At 33.6% G+C, this 19,182-nt stretch carries 20 protein-coding genes; 15 read left to right on the top strand and 5 right to left on the bottom strand.

Annotated elements, in window-relative coordinates; all coding sequences use genetic code 11:
* The 15 genes from LV842_RS06510 to LV842_RS06440 form a co-directional block, all read left to right on the top strand.
* Positions 1-490: sugar phosphate nucleotidyltransferase (locus LV842_RS06510; RefSeq protein ID WP_262909389.1), on the top strand; the 490-nt coding region annotated here is incomplete at its 5' end.
* A 137-nt stretch (positions 491-627) separates the two neighbouring features.
* Entirely contained in the window at positions 628-1,476 is an 849-nt protein-coding gene (locus LV842_RS06505; protein WP_233110643.1) for an ABC transporter permease, read from the top strand.
* Positions 1,477-1,508: 32 nt separating this feature from the next.
* Positions 1,509-2,741 (top strand): ABC transporter ATP-binding protein, encoded by a 1,233-nt coding sequence (locus LV842_RS06500; RefSeq protein ID WP_233110642.1) that lies wholly within the window; start codon positions 1,509-1,511, stop codon positions 2,739-2,741.
* A 5-nt stretch (positions 2,742-2,746) separates the two neighbouring features.
* The gene (locus LV842_RS06495) at positions 2,747-3,547 is read left to right on the top strand and encodes a class I SAM-dependent methyltransferase (protein WP_233110641.1); all 801 of its coding nucleotides are present in this window, start codon (positions 2,747-2,749) and stop codon (positions 3,545-3,547) included.
* Between the two features lie 4 nt (positions 3,548-3,551).
* Complete coding sequence (locus LV842_RS06490; RefSeq protein WP_233110640.1) at positions 3,552-4,454, top strand: glycosyltransferase family 2 protein; 903 nt, start codon at positions 3,552-3,554, stop codon at positions 4,452-4,454.
* A complete protein-coding gene (locus tag LV842_RS06485; protein WP_233110639.1) occupies positions 4,447-5,265 on the top strand; it encodes a glycosyltransferase family 2 protein in 819 nt (272 codons plus the stop codon). The genes LV842_RS06490 and LV842_RS06485 overlap by 8 nt, the downstream gene beginning before the upstream one ends.
* Before the next feature lie 3 nt (positions 5,266-5,268).
* Positions 5,269-6,213 (top strand): glycosyltransferase, encoded by a 945-nt coding sequence (locus LV842_RS06480; protein WP_233110638.1) that lies wholly within the window; start codon positions 5,269-5,271, stop codon positions 6,211-6,213.
* Between the two features lie 9 nt (positions 6,214-6,222).
* Entirely contained in the window at positions 6,223-7,155 is a 933-nt protein-coding gene (locus LV842_RS06475) for a glycosyltransferase family 2 protein (RefSeq protein WP_233110637.1), read from the top strand.
* Between the two features lie 18 nt (positions 7,156-7,173).
* Positions 7,174-7,842, top strand: coding sequence for a Rossmann-fold NAD(P)-binding domain-containing protein (locus LV842_RS06470; protein WP_233110636.1), 669 nt, complete (start codon positions 7,174-7,176; stop codon positions 7,840-7,842).
* Positions 7,843-7,844: 2 nt separating this feature from the next.
* Complete coding sequence (locus LV842_RS06465) at positions 7,845-8,765, top strand: glycosyltransferase family 2 protein (RefSeq protein ID WP_233110635.1); 921 nt, start codon at positions 7,845-7,847, stop codon at positions 8,763-8,765.
* 40 nt (positions 8,766-8,805) lie between these two features.
* Positions 8,806-9,573: a class I SAM-dependent methyltransferase gene (locus LV842_RS06460; protein ID WP_233110634.1), complete on the top strand. Its 768-nt coding sequence runs from the start codon at positions 8,806-8,808 to the stop codon at positions 9,571-9,573.
* 17 nt (positions 9,574-9,590) lie between these two features.
* Complete coding sequence (gene asnB, locus LV842_RS06455) at positions 9,591-11,387, top strand: asparagine synthase (glutamine-hydrolyzing) (RefSeq protein WP_233110633.1); 1,797 nt, start codon at positions 9,591-9,593, stop codon at positions 11,385-11,387.
* A 1-nt stretch (position 11,388) separates the two neighbouring features.
* Positions 11,389-12,339 (top strand): glycosyltransferase family 2 protein, encoded by a 951-nt coding sequence (locus tag LV842_RS06450; protein ID WP_233110632.1) that lies wholly within the window; start codon positions 11,389-11,391, stop codon positions 12,337-12,339.
* A gap of 30 nt (positions 12,340-12,369) precedes the next feature.
* On the top strand, positions 12,370-13,311 hold the full coding sequence (locus LV842_RS06445; protein ID WP_233110631.1) for a glycosyltransferase family 2 protein: 942 nt from the start codon (positions 12,370-12,372) through the stop codon (positions 13,309-13,311).
* A gap of 3 nt (positions 13,312-13,314) precedes the next feature.
* Positions 13,315-14,019, top strand: coding sequence for a methyltransferase domain-containing protein (locus LV842_RS06440; RefSeq protein WP_233110630.1), 705 nt, complete (start codon positions 13,315-13,317; stop codon positions 14,017-14,019).
* A 31-nt stretch (positions 14,020-14,050) separates the two neighbouring features.
* On the opposite strand, the gene LV842_RS06435 is transcribed toward LV842_RS06440, so the two are convergent.
* From LV842_RS06435 to LV842_RS06415, 5 genes are all read right to left on the bottom strand, one after another.
* Positions 14,051-14,860, bottom strand: a complete 810-nt coding sequence (locus LV842_RS06435) for a carbohydrate deacetylase (RefSeq protein WP_233110629.1) — start codon at positions 14,858-14,860, stop codon at positions 14,051-14,053.
* Positions 14,850-16,223 (bottom strand): DUF6056 family protein, encoded by a 1,374-nt coding sequence (locus LV842_RS06430; RefSeq protein ID WP_233110628.1) that lies wholly within the window; start codon positions 16,221-16,223, stop codon positions 14,850-14,852. Before LV842_RS06430 ends, LV842_RS06435 begins: the two co-directional genes overlap by 11 nt.
* A complete protein-coding gene (locus LV842_RS06425) occupies positions 16,220-17,170 on the bottom strand; it encodes a glycosyltransferase family 2 protein (protein WP_233110627.1) in 951 nt (316 codons plus the stop codon). Before LV842_RS06425 ends, LV842_RS06430 begins: the two co-directional genes overlap by 4 nt.
* 159 nt (positions 17,171-17,329) lie before the next feature.
* Positions 17,330-18,358, bottom strand: a complete 1,029-nt coding sequence (locus tag LV842_RS06420; RefSeq protein WP_233110626.1) for an acyltransferase family protein — start codon at positions 18,356-18,358, stop codon at positions 17,330-17,332.
* 10 nt (positions 18,359-18,368) lie between these two features.
* A complete protein-coding gene (locus tag LV842_RS06415; RefSeq protein WP_233110625.1) occupies positions 18,369-19,181 on the bottom strand; it encodes a class I SAM-dependent methyltransferase in 813 nt (270 codons plus the stop codon).
* Between the last annotated feature and the right edge of the window lies 1 nt (position 19,182).

Below are 19,182 nucleotides of genomic sequence, written 5' to 3'. Positions count from 1 at the left end.
TCCCAATGGCGGAGTTGTTTTTGCTTACCATGTTTCAGATCCTGAAAGGTATGGTGTGGTGGAGTTTGATGATAATTTCAAAGCCGTTTCCATTGAAGAAAAACCTTTACAGCCAAAATCCAATTATGCAGTTCCCGGATTGTATTTTTACGACAACGAAGTGGTTGAAATTGCCAAAAGCATTCAGCCTTCGCCGAGAGGAGAATTAGAAATTACGGATATCAATAATGTTTACCTTAAAAAGGGGAAACTTGAAGTGGGTGTTTTAGACCGGGGAACAGCCTGGCTGGATACCGGAACTTTCGATTCTTTGCATGATGCCTCAGAATTTGTAAGCGTGATTGAGAAAAGACAAGGCTTTAAGATCGGATGTATCGAAGAAATTGCATGGAGAAATAAATTCATCAACGAAGAAAAGCTTCTTGAAACGGCTGCCAAATATGGCAAAAGCGGTTATGGAGAGTATCTGAAAAATTTGATAAAGAAATAATCTTATTACTTTTAAATATTATTAAACTATCGACCCTTAGTCGATAGTTTTTTTGTTATCCCAACAAATATTAATATCTTAGTTGTAGCTTTTCTAATTACAATGAAAAGTGTTTAAGTAAATTAAAAAAAGCATAAATGGATCAACCACAAAAGTGGACAGAAACGATAGAAGACAAGCACTCTTTATTTGACTTAAAATTAAAAGAAGTCTGGAAATATAAAGACCTTGTGTATATGTTTGTAAAAAGAGATTTCGTATCAAGCTTTAAGCAGACAATCTTAGGTCCTATTTGGTTTTTTATTAATCCTATTTTAACAACAATTGTTTATTTAATTGTTTTTGGAAGAATTGCCAAACTTCCTACAGACGGCTCACCTCCCCTTTTATTCTACTTAGCAGGTGTTACATTGTGGAATTATTTTTCCTCAGCATTAACAGGTACATCCTATACTTTTGCAGGCAATGCAGGAATTTTTGGAAAAGTTTACTTTCCTAGGCTGGTGACTCCCCTTTCTATTGTCATTTCAAATCTTATGCGTTTTGGAGTACAAATGCTTCTATTTGTAATAGTATGGATTTACTATTTATCGAAGGGAGAAATACACCCTCATTGGTGGTGGATTTTACTTACACCTTTCCTAATTCTTTTAATGGCATTATTTGCTTTAGGAACTGGAATGATATTTTCTTCTCTTACCACAAAATATAAGGATTTGAATATGATTTTAGGGTTTGGAGTAAGTTTGTACATGTATGCTACTCCTGTTATTTATCCTGTTTCATCATTATCCGGTATATTTAAAAAACTGGCCTATTATAATCCTCTTACAGGTATTTTCGAATGTTTTAAATATTCATGGCTTGGAGTAGGTAATTTCTCTCCGTTAATGTTAGGAATCAGCATCATTATAATTCTTGTTATCTTTATGGTAGGTCTTGTAATTTTTAATAAAGTTGAAAAAACATTCATGGACACTGTGTAACTAAAGTATTTTAAATTCTAATATTTAATTAAATGCTCGCTTTAAAAGCAGAAAACATATCAAAACAATACCGTCTCGGCCAAGTAGGAACCGGAACACTCTCTCATGACCTCAACAGGTTTTGGCACACAATAAGAGGTAAAGAAGACCCTTACCTAAAGATAGGCGAAACCAACGACAGATCTATAAAGGGTAGCTCAGATTACGTTTGGTCGTTAAGGGATATTAATTTCGAGATCGAACAGGGCGATGCAGTAGGTATTATCGGAAGAAACGGAGCGGGAAAATCAACGCTCCTAAAAGTATTAAGTAAAGTAACTAAACCTACTACCGGAAAAATATACACTAACGGAAGAATAGCTTCGCTTTTGGAAGTGGGAACTGGCTTCCATCCTGAAATGACCGGTCGTGAAAATGTTTTTCTAAACGGCGCCATCTTAGGAATGACTCGCAAAGAAATTACAAGAAAATTTGATGAAATTGTAGCCTTTTCAGGAGTAGAAAGATATATTGATACCCCTGTAAAAAGATATTCCTCAGGGATGTATGTCCGTTTAGCATTTGCGGTTGCAGCTCATTTAGAATCTGAAATTCTTATTGTAGACGAAGTTTTGGCGGTAGGCGACGCCGAATTTCAGAAAAAATGTTTGGGGAAAATGGGCGATGTAACAAAAGGAGAAGGAAGAACTATCTTATTCGTAAGCCACAACATGTCGGCAATTTCCCAATTATGCACAACGGGGATTTTTATGAAGAATGGAAGCATTGTAAAAAATGACAGTATAAAAGTTATTAGCGATTTGTATTTAAAAGATTCTGAAAAAGGAAATTCTTTCTTTATTGCAGAAGGTGATAGAAATGAGACAGTTTTCTTTAAAAAAATATCTGTTCTTGACAGTAATGAAAATCCGAAAGCTTCTTTTGATTACCACAATGAAATCATTATCAATTTTGAAATCACAAATAAAGCAAATATAAAAAATGCCAATATTTTTGTTACAATACAAGATACGTCACAAAACAGAGTTTTTTCTGCTGAAGTTACTATAAAAGAAGATAAAAATGATTACCGACTTGTGATAGAACCACAGTTTTTATCCGCAGGATCCTATAATATTACTTGTTTTTTGCATATCCCGAATTTACTTAGATATGACGAGCTACAAAACATTTGCCATTTTGACGTTATTGATACTGGCTCACAATTTGTAATTCACGGTGGTTATCATCACGGAGTAGTTTACGGAAAATTTGAATGGAAATAAAAATTATGAAAATACATTTGCTGAAAAAAAACGAAATTGTCATCGATAAAAATAATGAGATCGCCATCAACAAATCTGAACTCTCAAAAATCTCTTTGGCTGAAGAATACATAAACAATCAATTTCATATTGAAACGGAAATTTTAACACGCAAAGAGATTAGCAAAATGCCTCTAAGGCATGAAATCATTAACTTTATTCTTACTTTTTTAAATAGAGATACGGAATATCTAGAAATTGGTGTTCGAAACACTAAAGAAAATTTCGATCTGATAACTGCTACAAAAAAGCATAGTGTTGATCCTGGCTATGAATCTGAAATAAATAATGCGGATTTCAAACTGACAAGTGATGAGTTTTTTGAAGGGTTAAGAAAAGGCAACTTCTTAAACTCTGAAATAAAATTTGATGTCATTTTTATAGATGGCTCTCATTTAGCTGAACAGGTCGAGAGAGACATTAGAAATTCTTTAGATTTCTTAAAAGAAGATGGTTTTATCATAATGCACGACTGTAATCCTCCAACTGAATTTCACGCTTCCGAAAACTATTACTATCGACTTTCCCCTTCAAGAGATTACTGGAACGGCACAACGTGGAAGGCATTTTTCAAGGCACGAAAAAGAACCGATATTTTCAGCTGTTGTATTGACACTGATTGGGGTGTTGGAATTATTTCAAAAACAAGAAATCTGGGAAAACCTTCTCAAATTGAAAATGCTTTTTTTGAGTACCATGTATTAAATGACAATAGAAAAGATAGCTTAAACTTAGTTTCATTTGAAGAATTTAAAAACTTATTCTAAATTAATGAATAAGCTCGCGATCGTTATACCATATTACAAAATAGATTTCTTTGAAGAAACAATAAAGTCTGTTGGCTCTCAAAGCAATAGAAATTTTGTTTTATATATCGGAAACGATGCAAGCCCGGATAATCCTTTACCTATTATAGAAAAATACCTTTCAGATTTTTCTTATTTTTATTTTGATTATACAGAGAATCTAGGTGGAAAGAATTTAGCCCTACAATGGGAAAGAATCTTAGACAACATAAAAGAAGAGTGGTTTCAGATTTTAGGAGACGATGATTTAATTGCTGAAAACTTTGTTGAAGAATTTTACAAAAATCTTCCAAACGTTGAAAAAAAAAAAGCATCGGTGATAAAATTTTCTCATCAGTGGATAAATGAAGACCATCAACTTATTAAAGATTTCGAATATCCTTTTCCAGAAATTGCCCCTCAGGATTTCTTTTTACAAAAATACCATAATGAAATAAAAAGCAGTCTTTCCGAAAATATTTTTAAAACCAGTACCTACAAAAAATATAAATTTGAGAAGTTACCTCTTGCATGGGGAAGTGATGATCTTGCCATTTTAGCATTTGCTGATCACCATCATATTATTTACATAAAAGATACAAAAGTAAAAGTCAGAATAAGTACAAAATCAATTTCCGGATCTGATGAATATGATGAATTGAAAGAAAAAGCATTACACCAGATGAAAGGTATTGTTATCACCAAATATTCCCATTTCTTTTCATTTGATTTCATTGATAAGATCATCTATCAATACACCTATCAAAGCTATCAGAAAGGCTTTAGCTTTTATTATCCTGTAATTTTTTATTATCTTAAACATTTCAAAATCACTGCTTTTTTAAAAGCTCTGAGAAAAACCTATTATATTTATAAAAAACATGTCTGAAATTTCCATAATAGTTCCCTGTTACAATCAGGCTCAATATCTGGATGAATGTCTCCAGTCTGTGCTTGAACAAACCTATCACAATTGGGAATGTATTATTGTGGATGACGGTTCTCCGGATAACACGGAAGAAATTGCCCAAAAGTGGGTGGAAAAAGATGCTCGATTTCAATATTTAAAAAAAGAAAACGGAGGAGTTTCTGCCGCAAGAAATTTTGGTATTGAAAAAGCTATCGGAGAATGGATTTTACCATTGGACGGAGACGATAAAATAGGTTCAAAATACTTAGAACTCGCCTCAAAAGAATTCCATAATGATATTGACATCATCTATTCTATTGGACAATACTTTGGTGAAAAAAATACTGTTTTTGCATCCGAACCATTCGATTACCAATCGTTTCTTATGGAAAATCAGATATTTTGCACTGCTTTTTTTAAGAAGAGCGACTGGAAAAAAATTGGAGGTTATGATACTGAAATGAAAGACGGCTATGAAGACTGGGAATTTTGGATTCATCTTCTAGCAGATAAAAACCCATTGAAGGTAAAGCATCTTAATGAAGTATGTTTCTTTTATAGAATTAAGCACTTATCAAGAAATGTGGATGCCATGCAAAAGAATGATGCTTCTCTTCGAGATTATATTTATCGCAAGCACCCTGAAGTATTTTACAAAAACCTGAATTCTCTGAAAGAATACTATCACGAAAATCAAAAACTTAAAAGAGAAAACAAGAATCTTAAAAAAATAGTAAATAGTAAAAGATATTTGTTGATAAATCGTATTTTTAAAATTCTTGGGAAATAATTCATGAAGATCTCAGTAGCCATATGTACTTATAACGGTGAAAAATACCTTACCGAACAATTAGACTCCATCCTACAGCAGACTGTAAATCCTGCAGAAATTGTTGTATGTGATGATGGTTCCAAAGATAAAACCCTTGAAATACTCCATCGTTATCAAGAGCAATATCCTGATATTTTTAAAATTTATTCTAACGAAACTAATCTCGGATATTTCAAAAATTTTGAAAAGTCTATTTATCTGTGCTCACAGGATATTATTGTCACTAGTGATCAGGATGACATCTGGAAACCCGAAAAACTTGAAAAAACATTCAACTTCTTCAAAAATAACCCGGATAAGGATGCTGTTTTTAATGATTTAGTTTTAGTCGATAACGACCAAGCCATTTTAGAACCTTCCTATCTTAAATGGAAACACATTCAATATCAAGACATTATTGACTCAATAAAAAACGAAGAACTTTTTATTAAAGTTCAGATGCAGGGGAGTTTTATTTTGGGATGCGCACTCGCCATTCGGAAAACGGCATTGAAAGAATATCATTTAAAGAATTTCACATACGCTCACGACTACGAAATTGCCCAAAAGCTGAGTTTCAAAAATAAAATAGGGTTTATCCCTGAAACACTTTCATTCTATCGACAGCACGAAGCCCAGGTTTGCGGTTTACGTGAACAGAAAATGAAACCCCAAAAGTCAGACATGATGAGTCCTGAAAAAAAAAATTTTAAGGAAATAGTCTGGCCTTACCTTTCCTCTTTACAAACAGCAAAAAAGCTTTTTCCTCAGGAGGATATAAAAAAAACGGATTTATACACTAAGTTTTTAAAACATAGAAATCTTTATTTAAAGAAATTAAATTTCCTGAGCAGAAAAAAGTATATTTTACAATGCGTCAAACATCAATATTTAGATCTTAAATTCACCGATATTTTCCGATATTAGCAATTCATTATGGATGTAAGTATTTGTATTACCACATATAATCACGAAAAATATATTTCAGAATGCTTACTAAGTGTTCTGAATCAAGATTTTGACGGATCTTTTGAGATTATTGTGTGTAATGACAATTCACCTGATGCTACTGAAAAAGTAATTTTTGATGTAAAAGAATCTCATCCAAAAGGCAATTGTATCCGTTATTACAACAATACGCCTAATTTGGGCTATGTAAAAAACACCTTACATTCTTTTACTCTTGCGGAAGGTAAATATGTGGCAGTCTTGGATGGTGATGATTATTTTATTGATTCTAAAAAGCTTCAGAAACAATTTGATTTTTTAGAACAAAACAGCAATTTTACAGCAATTGGCGGCGATTCTCTGGTTATCTATGAAGATACTGACCAACCCAACCATTTATTTTCCCGGCACATCAATCGTGAACTTTCTCACGATGATCTTACTGACATTAAGATAATGCAGACCTCTACTCTATTTTTTAGAAAAGATATTCTGAAGCCGGATTTTCCGGCGGACATTCTTTCAGCAGATCGGTGTCTTTATTTACTGGCAGGCTGTTATGGGAAAATTAAAATTTTACCTGAAGCTTTAAGCTCATATCGTCAATTTGCAGCCAGTCTCTCGAAGAATGTGACTTACGAGACCATGAAAAAAGATTTCGCCATCATTCCGTTTATATTAAAATATGGTAAACAATATCAACCATCTTCGTTGAAAACCTATTTTTATTATACGTTAATGGCTTATTCTAAAAGTATAACTCTAAAGCAATTTAACAGTGCAGCAAGGGGATATTTGATAAATAATACGTTATCAAAATTTTCTTTCAATCCGTTAAAATTATATCACATCTTAAAATGGGGGATACACACAGTTAAACAGAAATACCATCTTAAAAAACAAAATAATAGTTTTGTATAACTAAACACAAAAGGACAAATGATTATTGGAAATGGTCTCATAGCAAAATCTCTACAAAATATAGACTCGGAAGAAGTTCTGTTTTTTGCTTCAGGTGTCTCAAATTCACTTGAAACAAAAGATTCTGAATTTCAGAGAGAGTTTATTCTATTACAAAATACTTTAGCATCATATCCTCATTCACGTTTTTTTTATTTTTCAACATTAAGCATTCTTGATCAGTCGAAAAAAGAAAGCCGGTATGTACTTCACAAAAAAGCTATGGAAGAGTATATTGCTAATCATTCCAACAATTATTTAATCTTAAGAATAGGCAATCTTATAGGAAAAGGAGGAAACCCTAATACGCTGTTTAATTTCTTTAAAAATAAAATTCTTCAGAACGACAGTTTTGAAATTCATACGGAAGCCAGGCGATTGATTTTAGGAGTCAAGGATCTTAGCTCCTTTATTTTAGGGTTACAAAGTGAAAAGTATAATAAAATTCTAAACTTCTCTTACCCTTATTATTACGAGCCTAAAGAGATTGTTTCTGCATTAGAAGCAGAGATCGGAAAGAAATCTTCGTATAAAGAAATCAATGATGGTGATTTTTATACTGTCGAATTTTGTGAAGAAGCAAAGGATTATTTTAAGCAAAAAGAGCCTAACGATTACCTTAATGAGTTGGTTAAAAAATATTTATAGCTATGCCGAAAGTCTCTGTCATAATTGTCACCTACAATGCCATAAAATGGGCAGAAAAATGTTTTAGCAGCCTAAATTCATCTTCTGTTCCCGTTACATGCATCGTCATTGATAATGGCTCAACAGACGGAACCCAACACTTTATTCAAAATCAATTCCCTGAAATAGATTTCATTCAATCTGAAAAAAATTTAGGTTTCGGAAAGGCCAATAATATCGGAATAGAAAAGGCATATAAAAACGGAACCGATTTTTTCTACCTGATGAATCAGGATGCGTGGATTTATCCGGACAGTCTGGAAAAATTATTAAAAGCTTATGAAAAATATCCTGATCAGAAAGAAATAGGAATTTTAAGCCCTATGCATCTGGATGGAAGTGAACAGCTTCTTGATATTTTCTTAGACAAATATATTGCCCACAATTTTGAAAAAACCCGACTCATTTCTGATCTGTATTTTCAAAAGCTAAAACCTTTTTACCAGATGAGCTTCATCAATGCAGCGCATTGGCTGATTCCCAGAGGTACAATTGAAACGGTAGGAGGATTCAACCCTTATTTCTTTCATTACGGAGAAGATATCGAGTATGTAAACAGGGTGCATTTTCATCAAAAAAAAATCCTTCTTGTACCCGGCAGTAAAGTCGTACATGACGGAAAACAAAACCTCAGAAAAGTAGACCTAAAAAAATATGAAGATCTGAGCATTGAAACCAAAATGATCAATCCTAATTTTCCGAACGCCATCATTTTTGAAAAAAAATCTTTACGAAAAAGCATTCTAAAGAACCTTTTAACCGGAAATATATCCGAATATAAAAAACTACTTGAGAAATACAGAAAAATTTCAAAAGAAGAAAAAAAACTGTCAGAAATCAGAAATCAGGTCAAACAAATTGGTATAACTTTTCTAAATACTTAAATTTGATATACTTTAATCTATCAGCATCTAAAAAATAAAAATGTCACTGATCACACGAATTAAAAACAAAATAAAGCTTCAGGCTCATTCGGGGAACAACTATTATTGTCCCTACTGTGGTTATGCTTCCAAAGATTTGGAAGTAGTAGGTCATGACCTTCCTGTTCTCATAGAAAAAGAAGTTGTGGGAGGAGGAAGAAGAGCTGCAGGATGCTATCAGTGCCACTCCAGAGATCGTGAAAGATTATTGTATGCTTTTATTATTGAAGAACTTAATCTTCCGCAGAACAAAAACATCCATATTTTACACATTGCTCCGGAACCGAAGCTATCAACCGTTCTGCTGAAACAGAATTTTGATGAATATATCTGTGGTGATCTCTTTACACCAGGTTACACTTATCCCGCTCACGTACAAAACATGAATGTACTTGAGCTTCCTTTTGAAAATCATCATTTTGATCTTGTCATCTGCAACCATGTTTTAGAACATATTCCTGAAGATATTAAAGCAATGAAGGAACTTCAACGTGTTTTAAAACCTAAAGGAAAAGCAATACTGCAGGTTCCTATCTCAAAAAATACAATGGAAACTGTAGAAGATTTCACTATCTCTGATCCTCAAAAAAGAGAAGAGCTCTTTGGTCAGTTCGATCATGTGAGAATCTACGGACAAGACTATACACAACGTTTAGAAAGTGCCGGTTTCATTGTTAACCGAATTAATATTACCGAAACCTATAAAAGACTGGGAGTCAATCCCAAAGAAGATATATTCTACTGTGAAAAACCTGCCTTATCCGTTTAAAGAAGAAGACCTAAAATATGTGTGGAATAGCCGGAATCGTTACCAAAAATGCAAAAAATTACTCTGAAGCCATTCAGAAAATGACGGATGCTATTGCACATCGCGGTCCGGATTCTTCCCATCATGAATATTTTGAAAATACAACATTAGGTCATCGAAGATTATCCATTATTGATCTTTCAGAAAACGGAAAACAACCCATGTTTTCTTCTTCTAAAAACGAATGTATTGTTTTAAATGGTGAAATTTATGGTTATCAGGCTATAAAAAAACAATATTGCGAATATCCTTACCAGGGAACTTCTGACACGGAAGTCATTCTCGCCATGTATCAGAGAAAAAAAGAACAGCTCATTCATGATCTTCCCGGAATGTTTGCTTTTGCCATTTGGGATGATGAGAAACAGCAACTGTTCTGTGCCCGGGATCGATTTGGTGAGAAACCTTTTTATTATGCCTATGGTAAAAACGGTGAATTTATTTTTGCTTCCGAAATCAAGGCGATTCTTGCCAGTGAGCTTATTGAACCTCAAATCAGTCAGGAAGCACTCTCCCATTATCTTCAATACGGCTATGTAAGTACCTATCAAAGTATTTACAGCAATATATTTTCACTTCCTCCGGCTCACCAATTGATTTGGAAAGAGGGAGAAATTGAAGTTTCCCGCTATTACAACATTCCGAAAAAAGATCGTGTTTTAAGCCTTTCTGAAGCTAAAGAGGAATTTACCTATTTGTTGAAATCTGCGATCGAAAAACAGCTTATCGCTGATGTTGAAGTCGGAAGCTTTCTGAGCGGAGGTCTCGATTCTTCTTCTGTCGTTGCCATGGTCAATGCTTTTTTACCTCAGCAAACCACTATCAGCTTTGGATATGACCACGAAGAAAGCGAACTTAAATATGCAAAAGAAATTGCTGAAAAATACAACACGAGACACATTGAAATCCACGAAAAAAAGGAAGATCTGGTTTCCGGAATCCTGAAAGTGGCTCCTTTTCTTGACGAACCTTTTGCCGATCGTTCTTGTGTTCCGCATTTTGAAATCTGTAAAAGCGCCCGAAAAAATCTTAAAGTGGTACTTTCCGGAGATGTAGGTGATGAATTATTTGGCGGCTACAGCTTTTACAAAGTAGAACATGAAATGAAAAAACATTTCAGCTACCAGAATATTCTGGCTCAGTTTGGGCAAAAATTATATCAAAATGTAAAGCAGATCTCTTACATTTCACAAAAAAACATTCAATACGATTCCATTCTGGATTTCCATCAGCATGAAGTAAGGAATTTCTTTAATAAAAAGGAAAGAACAGCTTTAGGAATTACTCAGGATTATCAGCAACCTTACAGTTTTAATGCAGATAAAAACTCTCTGAACGATATTATGCGAACCGATCTTGAAAAGTTTGTGCCTGGAAATATGCTGGTAAAATCAGACCGCATGGCAATGGCAAATTCTTTAGAGGTAAGAACTCCGTTTTTGGATATTGATTTTGCAGAATTCTGTATCCAGCTTCCGGATCAGCTGAAAATAACTTCAGAGAATGATAAAATCATTTTAAGAGAATCGATGAATTCTTACTGGACGGAAACCATCAGAAACAGAAATAAGCAAGGTTTTGGGCTCGGAATAGAAAACTGGTTTGAAGAAGAAAGCTTACTGAAATTCTCTGATGAATTATTAAAAGATAAAAATCAAAAAATATACAGCTATATCGACTTTGATGCAGCACAAAACTTCCTGGATAAAGGTCAAAAACACTGGAATCTGCTGCAACTTGCATTATGGGCAACTCAAAATTCTAAATTCGTGTAAAATGGCTCTTACGATATCTGTTATTATTCCCGTTTACAATGCTGCACAGTTTTTAGAAAAATCTGTAGAATCTGCCCTTCAGTTTGAGGAAGTAACAGAAATTCTCCTGATAGAAGATGCATCTACCGATCATTCTCTTTCCATTTGTGAAAAACTGGTCGCAGAAAATACCCGGATCAAACTTTTCCAACATTCCGATAAAGGAAATCACGGAGCGGGAGCCACCAGAAATTTAGGGTTGGAAAAAGCACAAAGCGAATTCATCTCCTTTTTAGATGCTGATGATTACTATCTTCCTAATCGTTTTGATGCTGAAAAAATAATGTTCAGGGATTTGAATATTGAAGGAGTTTTTGGAGCAATCGGTGTGGAATATTTAAGTGAAAAAGGGAAAGAAGAATTTCAAAATAAATTTAAAGACACTACACTTACTACTGTTAATTATCCTGCCGAAGGAGAAGAGGTATTTAAAGGGCTTTTGGGATTGACTCAAAGAAAATTCGGCACATTTTTCCATCTTAATGCATTAACGATCAGAAAATCAGCTCTTCAAAAACATCATTTGCGCTTCAACGAAAAACTTCGTGTACATCAGGATTCGGATTTTATTATAAAACTGGCTTATTTATGTCATTTAAAATCCGGAATTATAGATAAAGCCGTTGCGATAAGAGGAGTACATGATGATAACAGAATTACCAAAATAAAAACTTATTCAAAGAAGTTTTACCAGAATAATCTGCTTCTTCAGCAATCACTATATGAATGGAATGTTGCTGTAAAACTTAAACCGGAGTATTCCAAAAGAATACAACTGAATTATCTGAGTTTTAAAATGGCCAACGAAAAAGGATGTAAGAAATATTTTTCATATCTTTTTAACTGCTTGAAATATCCTGAGCTTTTAAAGACACGATATCGCTTTCATGCCTTAATGAGACCAAAAATATAAATTAAGAAACTACTAGACCTCAAAGTAAAAATGAAAATCTCCGTAATCATCCCTGTTTACAACGCTGAAAACTACGTCACACAAGCTGTAGAATCTGCTTTGCAGTTCGATGAAGTTTCTGAAGTTATTTTGGTTGAGGACAAGTCTCCGGATAATGCTCTTGAAATTTGCCAAGATCTCGAAAAAAAACATGAGAGAGTAAAACTGTTTCAGCATCCTGATAAAGCAAATCACGGAGCGGGAGCAAGCAGAAACTTAGGCATTGAAAAAGCAACAGGTGATTTTATTGCTTTTCTTGATGCAGACGATTATTATCTTCCCAACAGATTTGATGCTGAAAAAAAATTATTTGAAGATCAGGATATCGATGCTGTTTACGGAGCTTTAGGAGTGCATTATTACTCAGAAAAAGCGAAAGAACAATATGAACCGCTTTTTGGGAATCGCCTGACAACTGTTTATAAAAAACATGATCCTAAAGATGTATTTCCGGGATTGCTTAATATGAAAGGAAGTTTTGGGCTTTTTAGCATTGACGGACTTACCGTCAGAAGAAAGCCATTACTGGAGAAAATACAACCTGTTTTTAAAACCCATCTCAGGCTTCATCAGGACACAGAATTTTTATTCAGAAGTTCCTATTATCTTAGATTTCATTCAGGAATTCTGGACAAAGCGATTGCCATGCGAGGAGTTCATGAAAGCAATAGAATTACCCAAGTAGATTCCAACAAGGCAAAGCCTTCGATAACAAGAGTAATGCTTTGGAGAGAAGTCAATACATGGGCAGAAAACGAACCTACTCTTCCCGAAAACATTAAAACACATATCAAAAGAATGCACAGAAGCTGGGAAATCGCCAATTCTTCGACAGCAAAAAAATGGAGCATGATTTTAAAATATCTGATCACGGATTACAAAAGCATCAGATCAGGACTGTACAACATTAATTTCAGAAAAAATTTATTTTAGCATATGGAAAATAACTGGGCAGAATTTTGGAATAAAAAACAGGATGGGTTTGATAATATCATGCAGCATACCACTGCTTATTTTCAAAAAAATTATACCCAACATTTTCCTATCGAGCAAGATGATGTATTACTGGACTACGGATGCGGACCAGGATATTTTCTGGAAAAATGCACTTCGTATAAAAACCATTTTGTAGGAGTAGATATTTCGAAAAACTATATTCAGTTTTGTAAAGAAAAATTTAACAAACATCCGAATTTCAGCTTTTATTTAACAGAAGACTCTAATGACTTTTCAACCATTAAAAATGCTATTTCTGAGGAAAAAGTGACTAAAATCGTCTGCTTAAGCGTTCTTCAATATTTTCCGGACGAAAAAGCAGTAGAGAACTTTCTTGACAGCATATTCAGTTCCGGAAAGATTCATGCAACTTTTGGTGATGTCATTCCGAAAAACAGCAGTCTTATCAAAGATACGTTCCATGTTTTTGTAGGAGCTCTCAAGAATGGTTTTATATTCTCCTATGTTTCTTTTATCCTAAAAACATTATTCTCCGATTATTTTAAGAAAGATAAAGCGCCTCTGCTTCAGTTTGACAAAGATTTTTTCATCAAGTATGCTCAACAAAAGAATCTCAAGATTTCCTTGCTGAACTTATCAATTCCCAAAACCCGTTTTACCATCGTTTTAAGCAATAAGGATTAATGATTTAAAACGGATTCCATTATTGATCTTCTTATAAATAATCTTTAAATTTTGCATGAAAGCAAAGTTCAAATTCTTGTGTTCGGTAAGGTGAGTTTAGAAAATCTATAAAGCGGGAGTCCAAGTTTTTTTCATTCTTATCCAACTCTATCAAACTTGGGTGAAGCATAATTTCCACTTGCTCATCGTGAGAATTTTCCAGATAGGAAAATAGATTTTCAGAATTTATTTCACAAGTATTCAAAATACTGTAAAATTTAACTTTTCCGGAATCTGCATTAAACTGACTTAAAAATTTCAATAAAAGAAGTTTAATATAGTTCGCTTTACTGGCAGTTCTTCCATTATATTTAAAGCTTTCTCTAAAGTTTTCATTAATTTCCCGAATACGCGGAATGTTATATTTTTTCGCAAGCTTCCGTACGATTTTATTGATGGATGGAATGACATGAATATGCTCGTGTCCATCGATATGAGAAATTTCAATTCCTTTATTCCGGATGGCCAAAATCTGACTTTCGATTTCCTTCTCAATGTGAGTCAGTACTTTTTGAGATTTGAATGTAAACAATAAACTCACAAAACTATTTCTAAATTCAGAATTTTTTGCCAGTAAATTATCTTTATACAAAGCTTTTCCGCAAGTAAGATTTACATGAACACCTACTTTTAGATTGGGGCATTTTCCAATCACTTCCTCTACCGCCTCCTCAAAATAAGGCATATTGGCCATTAAGCTTGCATGACTTAGAAAACCTTCTAAATGTGCTTTTTTTATGGCTTCGTTTATTCCTTTTGTGAAACCTAAATCATCGGCATTAATAATGAGTCTACTTTTCATGTTTTTTAGACAGTTCTTCCAAGTGAAACGTGCTTTTAATAATCATTTCCGGTGTGCTATCTTTTGATGGATCATCATCTATATAATCAGTTCCGTTTTCGAGTAAAAACCTTCTGTTCATATTAAAGTAATCGAACTTATCTGAGAAATAATCAAATCCTTTTTCGATCACAACTTTATTACCTTGCTTGCTTTTCATGGTAATTTCTTCAAATACGCTTTCAGAATTTTTATGGGCATTATAGCAGATAAAACAGCCTGCCGTAAAAAATAAAATAAGGTACAGCGAGGAAAATGATGAAATGAAATTTTCAATTTTATTATTCTTAAATCCTTTCAGTACTAAGAACAAGAGATAACAGATGCAAAGAATCCATAGTGTATTCGTGAAAAATATAAGTCTTAATCCTACCAGTGGAGAGTACGCTACAATTGGAAGGGTAATAAGTCCCATTGTAAAAAAAAGAACGAGCTTTATTTTTTCCTCTCCTGCTATCTTTAGCTTTTTAGAAAACACAATGAGAAGAATAACTGTCAAAATAATTACAACCGAAAGCTCCTGAAGATAATATCTGTACATCATCAGTACAGCTTTACTCTGTTTTATGTATTCCGTAAGGTTAAATGCAGAGCTTCCGCTCTCTAATGTAGTGTATCTTTCGACATTCGCAGGAGCGAAATACAACAAAATGTAACCGATAATCAGGGAGAGACAATATACAGTAATTACAGTTGAAGGCCACTTTTTATTCTTCAGAACAGCATATAAAAAGCCTAAAAACGTAAAACTGACTAAAACAGGCGGAATATGTTCATTTCCCATTCCGGTAAATATTCCTAACAGAAAAATACCTAACACTAATGGAAAAGATTTTCGGTTTTTAAAAATATCATGATCATATACAAAATACTCCAGCATCACATAGATATACCACAAATAAAAAGACATAATGAAAGTATAATTGCCTCCAAAAGGAGTATAAAAAAACATTTCGCCGAAGAACTTGATGAGGAAAACAAAAGTGAAAACGATAATCAGTATTTTTTTGACACTGTCTGAGTCTTTAAAATTCGGAGGTTTTCTAAACAGTAAAAGATACAGCATATAGAAAAAACCATTGAACATTAAAAGTCCATAGATCATTTTCAAAAATAGGCTTCTTGAAACAAAATTGGTGATCCATTGTCCGATTCTCGGATTGATATGCATATAGGAATTAAAACATTCCTCAAATTGCTGCGGAAGGTTCATTTCAGACAAATAATAAAATTCGTCTCTGGTTCTAGGATAATAGAAAAGACAAAATAAACAGGTTATATTGATGAGAATATAAACCGTTTGTGGTACAATATTCTTTGTCATTTCTTTTTAATTACATCATTAAAATATAAGGGTCTGTTTTTTACCTGAATATGAATTCTTCCGATATATTCTCCGATCACTCCCAAGAATAAGATGGTTAAAGAGCTAAAAAATACGGTAATGCAAAGAAGGGTAAGAAATCCGGTTCTGGGCTCATTATTGGTAAAATTGATATATACCGAAATCGTTAAAAAGATAAAAGAAAATACACATCCTAAAAATCCAATCAATGAGGCGATTCTCAACGGTTTCACAGAAAACTGGATAACGCTGTCAATGGCTAATTTATAAAGATTTAAAAAATTATAATTCGATTGTCCGGCGAATCTTTTGGGAGCTTCAAAATTAATAATCGTTGCATTAGTCAATCCTATAAGAGAAAGCATCCCGCGAAACATTCTGTCGTGCTCGTTCAGACTGCTCATCCAGAGAACGTACTTTTTATCCAGCAATCTGAAATCGGGCATATTTCTGGGAATTTTAACATCAGAGATACCATTTAAAATCCAGTAATAAAGATTCCCCATCATTTTATACCGAAATCCTTTGTCTAAATTATCCGTACGTTTGGTAAGAACCAGAGAATCTCCGCCCAACCACAAACGTATTAATTCTGCCGCCACTTCAGGAGGATGCTGCATATCCGCATCCATAAAAAGAACCGCATATTCGTTTTCAAAATTTTGTTCGACGGCATAGTTCATCCCCGCTGTCATCGCCAATTCGTGCCCAAAATTTTTAGATTGATTGATAATGGTAATATTTTGATATTGCTTTTGAAGATCCAGCAATTTCACGAAAGTCTGATCTTTTGATCCATCATTTACGAAAACCAGCTCATAGGAACAATTTTGAATCGTACTCAAATTTTCTTCCAAAGACTGAGTGAGCATTCCTACACTACCTTCTTCGTTGTAAGTTGAAATAATGATGTAAACTTTTTTCATAAAAAAGATTTAGAATCTGTCTATAAATATAAAATATTGCAGTATAAAAATACAACAAAAAGGAAGAGTCTCACAGAAATTTAAATTTTTATCTCAACAGTATCTTTTACCTCATCTGAAAAACGAAAAGCAGGTCTAAAAATCCATCAATACAACAGCTTAAGCAGGTCTTTTGAACTTTCGCAAAACCTCTCTTGCCGGACTTTCAATCAGTTGATAAAATAATGCTGAAGTCAGAAGCAGAACAATCATATAAATTCCAAACATGACATCAATATCAAAAATATATTTTTTCCAGATCAGATGTCTTAAAATATACAAAACAGGAATATGAGTAATGTAAATGGCATAGCTGATCTCACCTAAATATTCTAAAGGTTTCAAAGAAAAAACCTTTGTTAAATAACCATTATTTCTGGATATTAAAATAATAAGAGGAATAAACAGAATGGCCATTAACCCATTATGAAAATATAAGGGAACAAAAATTAAAGCCAATAAAATGGCGGCAAAAATAAGGCTTATTGAACCATCAAAATTTTTAAACTGATGCCTTTTGATAAAAAACAATCCGGCAAGATTTCCTATCAGAAACTCATTGATATGAAACAGCGGAAAATAGGTAATAAAATCATGGCTTTCCGTATGAGGACCATTATAAAACCCTGATTTCACGTATAAATTTGAAAAAACCTGTGTTACAATCCAGATCAAAATCGCTATCACCCAAATGCTTTTATTCTTTTTGGAGTATAAATAATTATAGAGAAAAGGAAACAGCAGATAGAATAAAAACTCAACAGAAATAGACCAACCCGGAAAGTTCAAAACCATTGCTTTACCGGGAACCCAGCTCTGTAACCCGAAGAGATACAAAAGAATATCCGTAAACAGGAATTTTTCTTCCCGTGTAAACCACAAAAGTAACAGACCCACCACATACAAAGGATAAATCCGGGCAAATCTGTTCCGGTAATAATCTCCGTAACCAATCTTTTCTTTTTTATGATAAGCAACGATCATGATAAAACCGGAAAGGATAAAGAAATAACTTACCCCAACATTGGCTCTCAGAAAAATTTCAGAGAGATAGGGTATTTTATAGAGAAATACATCTTTATTGAAATGCGAAATCACAATTGCTATCGCAGCAACAAATCGCGTAAAAGTAATCTGAGTAATTTTCAAAAATCTGATCTTATTTTAAAAAAACTCCCACATATTTTCCTTCAAACTCAACCACTGTGGTATCAATGGTATTCTTTTCACAGAAATCCTGATAGGCAGAGTTGTCACCAATATCATCACTCATAAACACCCCTCCTTTTCTTAAATTTCTGTAAAGTTCCTGATAAGCCCAGATTCTTCCGTCATAACTTTTATCCGAATCATAATGCACTACATCAAAACTATAGTTTTCGTTGAAGATTTTCGGCAAAGATTCTTTATCTGCAAAACGGAAAAGCTTCCAATGAGATCTAAGATCTTCAGGAACCACATAACCAACATACTGATCACCATTCTGACCCAGATACGGCATATCTGAACTATACAACGTTCCGTTTCTTTTTTTCAGTGAAAGTAAAGCTGCCAGTGAAGACCAGCCATAAGCGACACCTGTTTCCACAACATGCTGAGCGTTTGAAAACTCACAGGCATAATAAATTAATTCCAAAGCTCCTGCTCCACCCATTTTGATAGGACATGCCTTTTCTCTTTCTTCAGCACCTTTCAAAACATCCTGGAATTCATTTTTGAATGTATCGGAATGCATTCCGAAAAGCTTAGAAATTGCTTCTTCCTGGGAAACTGCTTTTGAAGCAGCCCAAGAATTTGTTTTTTCTTTTCCTTTGAAAGCATTATTCCTATTGATGGTATTTTTCAGGATTTTCCTACCCAGTTCCGGATAGAGATCAGGCCTTTTCAAATACCCTATAAATGTTCTAAGAACCCTTGTAATTTCATTCACAGTGTCTGCTTTAATAGAACAAAAATAAAGATTTTCATTCAAT

Source organism: Chryseobacterium gwangjuense (genome assembly GCF_021311115.1).
In the GTDB taxonomy this organism is placed as follows: Bacteria; Bacteroidota; Bacteroidia; order Flavobacteriales; family Weeksellaceae; genus Chryseobacterium; species Chryseobacterium gwangjuense.
The sequence above is the reverse complement of the archived record's forward strand: the minus strand, read 5'-3'. Positions and strand labels throughout refer to the sequence as shown.

Bases quoted from the DNA above. Each gene is read 5' to 3' on its own strand.
- LV842_RS06505 (WP_233110643.1), top strand. From the start codon at position 628: ATGGATCAACCACAAAAGTGGACAGAAACGATAGAAGACAAGCACTCT.
- LV842_RS06500 (WP_233110642.1), top strand. From the start codon at position 1,509: ATGCTCGCTTTAAAAGCAGAAAACATATCAAAACAATACCGTCTCGGC.
- LV842_RS06495 (WP_233110641.1), top strand. From the start codon at position 2,747: ATGAAAATACATTTGCTGAAAAAAAACGAAATTGTCATCGATAAAAAT.
- LV842_RS06490 (WP_233110640.1), top strand. From the start codon at position 3,552: ATGAATAAGCTCGCGATCGTTATACCATATTACAAAATAGATTTCTTT.
- LV842_RS06485 (WP_233110639.1), top strand. From the start codon at position 4,447: ATGTCTGAAATTTCCATAATAGTTCCCTGTTACAATCAGGCTCAATAT.
- LV842_RS06480 (WP_233110638.1), top strand. From the start codon at position 5,269: ATGAAGATCTCAGTAGCCATATGTACTTATAACGGTGAAAAATACCTT.
- LV842_RS06475 (WP_233110637.1), top strand. From the start codon at position 6,223: ATGGATGTAAGTATTTGTATTACCACATATAATCACGAAAAATATATT.
- LV842_RS06470 (WP_233110636.1), top strand. From the start codon at position 7,174: ATGATTATTGGAAATGGTCTCATAGCAAAATCTCTACAAAATATAGAC.
- LV842_RS06465 (WP_233110635.1), top strand. From the start codon at position 7,845: ATGCCGAAAGTCTCTGTCATAATTGTCACCTACAATGCCATAAAATGG.
- LV842_RS06460 (WP_233110634.1), top strand. From the start codon at position 8,806: ATGTCACTGATCACACGAATTAAAAACAAAATAAAGCTTCAGGCTCAT.
- asnB (WP_233110633.1), top strand. From the start codon at position 9,591: ATGTGTGGAATAGCCGGAATCGTTACCAAAAATGCAAAAAATTACTCT.
- LV842_RS06450 (WP_233110632.1), top strand. From the start codon at position 11,389: ATGGCTCTTACGATATCTGTTATTATTCCCGTTTACAATGCTGCACAG.
- LV842_RS06445 (WP_233110631.1), top strand. From the start codon at position 12,370: ATGAAAATCTCCGTAATCATCCCTGTTTACAACGCTGAAAACTACGTC.
- LV842_RS06440 (WP_233110630.1), top strand. From the start codon at position 13,315: ATGGAAAATAACTGGGCAGAATTTTGGAATAAAAAACAGGATGGGTTT.
- LV842_RS06435 (WP_233110629.1), bottom strand. From the start codon at position 14,860: ATGAAAAGTAGACTCATTATTAATGCCGATGATTTAGGTTTCACAAAA.
- LV842_RS06430 (WP_233110628.1), bottom strand. From the start codon at position 16,223: ATGACAAAGAATATTGTACCACAAACGGTTTATATTCTCATCAATATA.
- LV842_RS06425 (WP_233110627.1), bottom strand. From the start codon at position 17,170: ATGAAAAAAGTTTACATCATTATTTCAACTTACAACGAAGAAGGTAGT.